This is a genomic window from Cellulosimicrobium sp. BMG9.22, from assembly GCF_059159975.1.
Genome location: NZ_JBZGBY010000061.1, coordinates 1 through 4,627, shown reverse-complemented (window position 1 = coordinate 4,627; position 4,627 = coordinate 1). Strand labels below are relative to the sequence as shown.

The 4,627-nt window shown below is 73.4% G+C and carries 8 protein-coding genes; 1 reads left to right on the top strand and 7 read right to left on the bottom strand.

Annotated elements, in window-relative coordinates; genetic code table 11:
* The 5 genes from AC4H2H_RS19680 to AC4H2H_RS19660 all read right to left on the bottom strand — a co-directional run.
* A partial coding sequence (locus tag AC4H2H_RS19680; RefSeq protein ID WP_494372526.1) for a ClpX C4-type zinc finger protein occupies positions 1 to 418 on the bottom strand: 418 nt, incomplete at its 3' end.
* Positions 419 to 524: 106 nt separating this feature from the next.
* Positions 525 to 722 carry an AFG1/ZapE family ATPase gene (zapE, locus tag AC4H2H_RS19675; RefSeq protein ID WP_494372525.1) on the bottom strand — a complete coding sequence of 66 codons (198 nt, stop codon included), beginning with the start codon at positions 720 to 722 and terminating at the stop codon, positions 525 to 527.
* Positions 719 to 913, bottom strand: a complete 195-nt coding sequence (locus tag AC4H2H_RS19670) for a hypothetical protein (protein ID WP_494372524.1) — start codon at positions 911 to 913, stop codon at positions 719 to 721. Before AC4H2H_RS19670 ends, zapE begins: the two co-directional genes overlap by 4 nt.
* Positions 914 to 922: 9 nt before the next feature.
* Entirely contained in the window at positions 923 to 1,888 is a 966-nt protein-coding gene (locus tag AC4H2H_RS19665; RefSeq protein WP_494372523.1) for a permease prefix domain 1-containing protein, read from the bottom strand.
* Positions 1,885 to 2,229: a PadR family transcriptional regulator gene (locus tag AC4H2H_RS19660; RefSeq protein ID WP_494372522.1), complete on the bottom strand. Its 345-nt coding sequence runs from the start codon at positions 2,227 to 2,229 to the stop codon at positions 1,885 to 1,887. Before AC4H2H_RS19660 ends, AC4H2H_RS19665 begins: the two co-directional genes overlap by 4 nt.
* 120 nt (positions 2,230 to 2,349) lie before the next feature.
* On the opposite strand from AC4H2H_RS19660, the gene AC4H2H_RS19655 reads away from it, so the two are divergent.
* The gene (locus AC4H2H_RS19655) at positions 2,350 to 3,060 is read left to right on the top strand and encodes an iron-dependent transcriptional repressor DtxR (RefSeq protein ID WP_494372521.1); all 711 of its coding nucleotides are present in this window, start codon (positions 2,350 to 2,352) and stop codon (positions 3,058 to 3,060) included.
* A gap of 14 nt (positions 3,061 to 3,074) precedes the next feature.
* Here the strand turns inward: AC4H2H_RS19655 and AC4H2H_RS19650 are convergent, their stop codons facing one another.
* Positions 3,075 to 4,205: a septum formation family protein gene (locus AC4H2H_RS19650; RefSeq protein ID WP_494372520.1), complete on the bottom strand. Its 1,131-nt coding sequence runs from the start codon at positions 4,203 to 4,205 to the stop codon at positions 3,075 to 3,077.
* A gap of 204 nt (positions 4,206 to 4,409) precedes the next feature.
* A partial coding sequence (locus AC4H2H_RS19645) for a Fe-Mn family superoxide dismutase (protein ID WP_494372519.1) occupies positions 4,410 to 4,627 on the bottom strand: 218 nt, incomplete at its 5' end.

Below are 4,627 nucleotides of genomic sequence, written 5' to 3'. Positions count from 1 at the left end.
GGTCCGGGTCGTCCGCCGCGACCGCCTCGCCCTCGGCCTCCGCGGCTGCAGCGGCCGCGGCGGAGGCGCGGACGCGCTTGTAGTGGTTGTGCACGGCGACGGCGAGCGCGCGCTTCGCGGGATCCTGACCGACGACGTAGCGGCTCAGGTGCGCGAAGATCTCGTGCGGCGTGGGGAGGGGCCCGTCGCCCGTGACGACGTCCTGGGACGCTGCCTCCGTCTCGCGGTCCTCCTCGACCATCTCGAGGCACAGCGCGACGCACTCGTCGCAGATGAACACGCCGGCGGGCCCGGCGATGAGCCGCTTGACCTGGCGCTGTGACTTGCCGCAGAACGAGCACGTGAGCGCGTCGGCCGCGCGGGGGCCGCGCTGGCCGCGCGGCGTGCCGCCGTCGTCGGTGCCGTCGGAGCGTGCCACAGGGTGCCTCCAGTCGGTGCGGGTGCGGTCGGCTGCGGCCGATCGTAGCCTCCGCCCACGACATGGCGGCAGCGCAAACCCCACGGGGCGACGACGCGCCCGGTCGTCAGGCCCCGAGGAGGAGCAGGCGGCTCGTCATACGGAACGCCTCGGGTCGGTCGGGGAGGGCGGCGCGGAACGCCGCGAGGTCGTGCCGCGACGTCACGACGAGCTCGACGTCGGCGTCGCACAGCACGTCCACCACCGCGATGAACCGCTGCTGCGCCTCGCGGTCCACGTCCGTCAGCAGCGGGACGCCGGTCACCACCCCCTGACGACGAACTCCCGCGTCCCGGTGCGCAACGTCGCGGTCGTGCCCGGCTCCGGGGCGACGAGGCCGTGCGCGGCGAGCTCCGCCGTCGTGCCGGGGGAGCCGCCGGCCCCCGGACGTACAGGCCGTGCACGGGCCGCCGCCTCGACCGCGCGGCGGACGCGGTCGAGGCGGGAGCGGGCCACCGGACCTGCCTAGGCGCGGCGTCCGCGCAGGGCCTTGACCCAGACGTCGGCGACGTCCCAGACGGCGATGACGACGGTCATCGCGATGATCCCGTCCGAGAGCCACGTCAGCGAGTCGCCGCCGGAGGCCTCGAGGAACGCCGGGTTGACGAGGCGGTCGGCGTCCGCGAGCCACACGAACGCGCCGGCGAACAGCGTGGCGGTGACGGTGTTGACGACCGCGAGGCCGACGGTCCACCGGCCGCGGACGTACGTGACGATCGTGAGCACGATGTCGACCGCCACGATCGCCAGGAGGGCGACGGTCCAGGCGGGCCACAGGTCCGGGTGCAGCACGGGGATCGCGGTGCCGTCGGGCTCGTGGAACCACGAGAGCGTGGGCTGCAGCAGGAGCGCCGCCGCGACGAGCACGAGCAGCCCGACCGACACGACCGTGTCGACGAGCGAGACCTCGCGCCGGGGCCGCTCGGCCGGCAGGCGGTCGACGGTCCAGGGTCCGGTGAGGTCGCCCGGCTTGGTGCCGGTGAGGTCGCCCGGCTTCGTGCCGGTGCGCTCCATGACCACGAACACGAGGGTGGTCCAGAACGCGATCTGCAGCGCAACGGTCGCCGCCGTCCAGAGGCCCTCCCAGATCGCGGAGCCGACGGGACCGCCGTCGGCGAGGTCGACCGTGAGGACGACGGCGCCGGGGATGAGGCTGAACCAGAGCAGCACCTTGAGGAGGCGCAGCCAGTCGAGATAGAGCGCCGGGCCGATGAGGTAGAGCGGGCGGCCGGCGAGGTCGGCGGCCAGCCGGTCGGGGTCGCCGAGGTCGCTGAGCACCGTGGTCTCGGCCTGGTCCTGCGCGACGCCGGAGTCGAGCTGGGCGTCGACGGCGTCCGCGATGGACGCGCGGAGTTCTTCCTCGATGTCTCCGTGCTTGTCGGCGGGGATGCGGCGCAGCGTCGCCGCGACGTAGCGGTCGGTGAGCGTCATGACGTGCCCTTCTGGGTGTCGATGGTCCGGAGGATGTGGGCGACGGCCGTCCACTCGTCGAGCAGCGCGTGCACGAGGCGCTCGCCGTCGGGGGACGTCCGGTAGAACTTGCGTGGACGCGCCTCCTCGGTGTTCCACTCGCTGACGAGCAGGCCTTGCTTCTCGAGGCGGCGCAGGAGCGGGTAGAGCGTGTTGGCGTCCACGGGCAGGTCGGCAGCGGCGAGAGCCTCGAGCAGCCCGTAGCCGTAGCCGGGGGTCCGCAGCATGAGAAGGCTCGCGACGACGACGGAGCCGCGCCGCACCTCCTGGCTGTGTCCCGCGACGATCTCTGGATCGATCATGTGTCACACCATAGTGTGCGACACACAGTATGCGCAACCGACACACCATTGTGTCCGCGTACCCCGCTAGACTTGAACGGTTCCAGAATGCGTGCGTCGTACCTGTGCCGGGAGGCTTTCGTGACCGACCTGATCGACACGACCGAGATGTACCTGAAGTCGATCTACGAGCTGCAGGAAGAGGGGATCCCCCCGCTGCGCGCGCGGATCGCCGAGCGGCTCGGGCACTCCGGCCCGACCGTCTCGCAGACCGTGGCGCGCATGGAGCGCGACGGTCTCGTCGTCGTCGGCGGCGACCGCCAGCTCGAGCTCACCGCCTCGGGGCAGCAGACCGCCGTGCGCGTGATGCGCAAGCACCGCCTCGCCGAGCGGCTCCTCACGGACGTGATCAAGCTCGACTGGGAGCAGGTGCACACCGAGGCGTGCCGGTGGGAGCACGTCATGAGCGACCGCGTCGAGCAGCGCCTCGTCGCGCTGCTCGACCACCCGGCCCACGACCCCTACGGCAACCCGATCCCCGGGCTGCGCGAGCTCGGCGAGGACCTGCCGGAGGTCGAGTACCTCGACGGCGTCGTGTCGCTGCCGCGGCATCTCGTGGCCCACGGCGTGCGGGACGGCGGGGAGGCGCGCGTCGTCCTGCAGCGCATCGCCGAGCCGGTCCAGGTCGACGTCGAGCTCCTCGCGCGCTTCGCCGAGGCGGGGATCTTCCCGCGCCAGGCGCTCGCCGTGGCGGTCGGCGACGGTGTCGTCACCGTGTCCGGGGAGGGTGCCGAGACGGTCCTCGACCTGCCCGACGACGTCGCGCGCCACCTCTTCGTCACCGCGGACTGAGCCGCGGTCCGACGTCAGCGCGCGACGCCCGCCAGGCTGCCGGACACGGTGCCCTCGAGCGGCTCGATGATGCACTGCACCGTGCGGTCGCCGGCGAACCAGTTCTCCTTGCCCGGCGGGAACCACCAGAGGTAGAGCTCCGATTCGTCGTAGGTGAGCCCGACGAACCGCTCGAACTCCGCCGTGCAGTACTCGTCCGCCATGACGTGAACCTGCTCGTCGCCGGGGAACTCGCTCTCGGGGAGGGTCGTGACGGCGTAGACCTCGGACCGGTGCTCCCCCTCGCACGTGGTCACCGGGACCGTCAAGACGCTCTCGCCCAGGGCGTCGCCGTCGAAGCAGTCGCCCGCGGCGAGCTCGGCGACGTGCTTGTCGACGGGCGCGGCGACGTCGGCGGGCTGCTCCTCGAGCGGCGCCTCCTCCTCGGGCACGGGCTCCGGCGCGACGTCGTCGGCGGGCTCCTCGGTCACGGAGGACGGGCCCGCGAGCTCTGTCGGGCCCGACGACGTCGCCGCGAGCACCCCGGCGTTCACCGCGACGACGAGCGCGACGATCCAGCCGATCGTGAGGACCGAACCGGTCACGACCGCGGCGATCCCCCAGGAGCGCGCGCGTCCGGCCTCCTGGCGCGTCTCGTCGAACCGTCCCGCGTTGCGCGCCCGGGACGCCCGCTGCGACGCGAGGAGCGCCGGGATCGCGAGCGGCCAGCACAGGATGAACGCTGCGACGACCCAGCCGACGCTCGTCGAGGGCGCCCCCGGCGGGACCGCGCCGGGGCCGGAACCGGGGGAGCCGTACGGCCCCGCCGGTGCGCCCGGCGTGGTGGCGTACGGAGGATACGGCGCTCCGGACGGGACGCCATAGCCCGTGGGCGGCGCTCCCGGAGTCGTCGCGGCGTGGTGCTGTCCGGCGCCCGGGCTCGCGTACGACGGCGGTGCGGGGGCCGCGTACGACGGCGGTGCGGGGGCCGCGTACGACGGCGGTGCGGGGGGCGCGTACGACGGCTGCGGCGCGGGGACCGGGACGGGCAGCGGGAACGAGCCTGCCGGGGGAGCGGGCGCGTACGGGTCGGGCTGCGGGACGCCGGGCGGCGTGCTCGCGGAGCCCTGGGGCGCGGGAAGGTGGTCGGGTCCGGGTGCGGTCACGGTGGCCTCGGCTCGTCGTCGGGAAGGGTGCGCGGACGCAGGTCCCGAGGGCCGTGACGTCGGTGCGACGACCGTATTCGTACCACAGCGCGCCGACGTCCGTGCAGGTCCCGGACGCGCCGAACCCCGGGCTGCGCACCGATCAGGACGTCGAGGGGTGCGTAGGCCGGGGTTCGGCGGTGAAGGTGCCTCAGCGGCGTGGTGTCAGGCGACGATGAGGCCTGCGGTCTGGGTCTTGGCGCGCTGGAGGCGGGCCTCGGCGTCGGACCAGCTGACGAGGTTCCACCAGGCGGTGACGTAGTCGGCGCGCACGTTCTGGTAGTCGAGGTAGTAGGCGTGCTCCCAGACGTCGAGCAGCACGATGGGGGTCAGGCCGAGGGGGATGTTGCCCTGCTGGTCGTAGAGCTGGACGGTGATGAGCT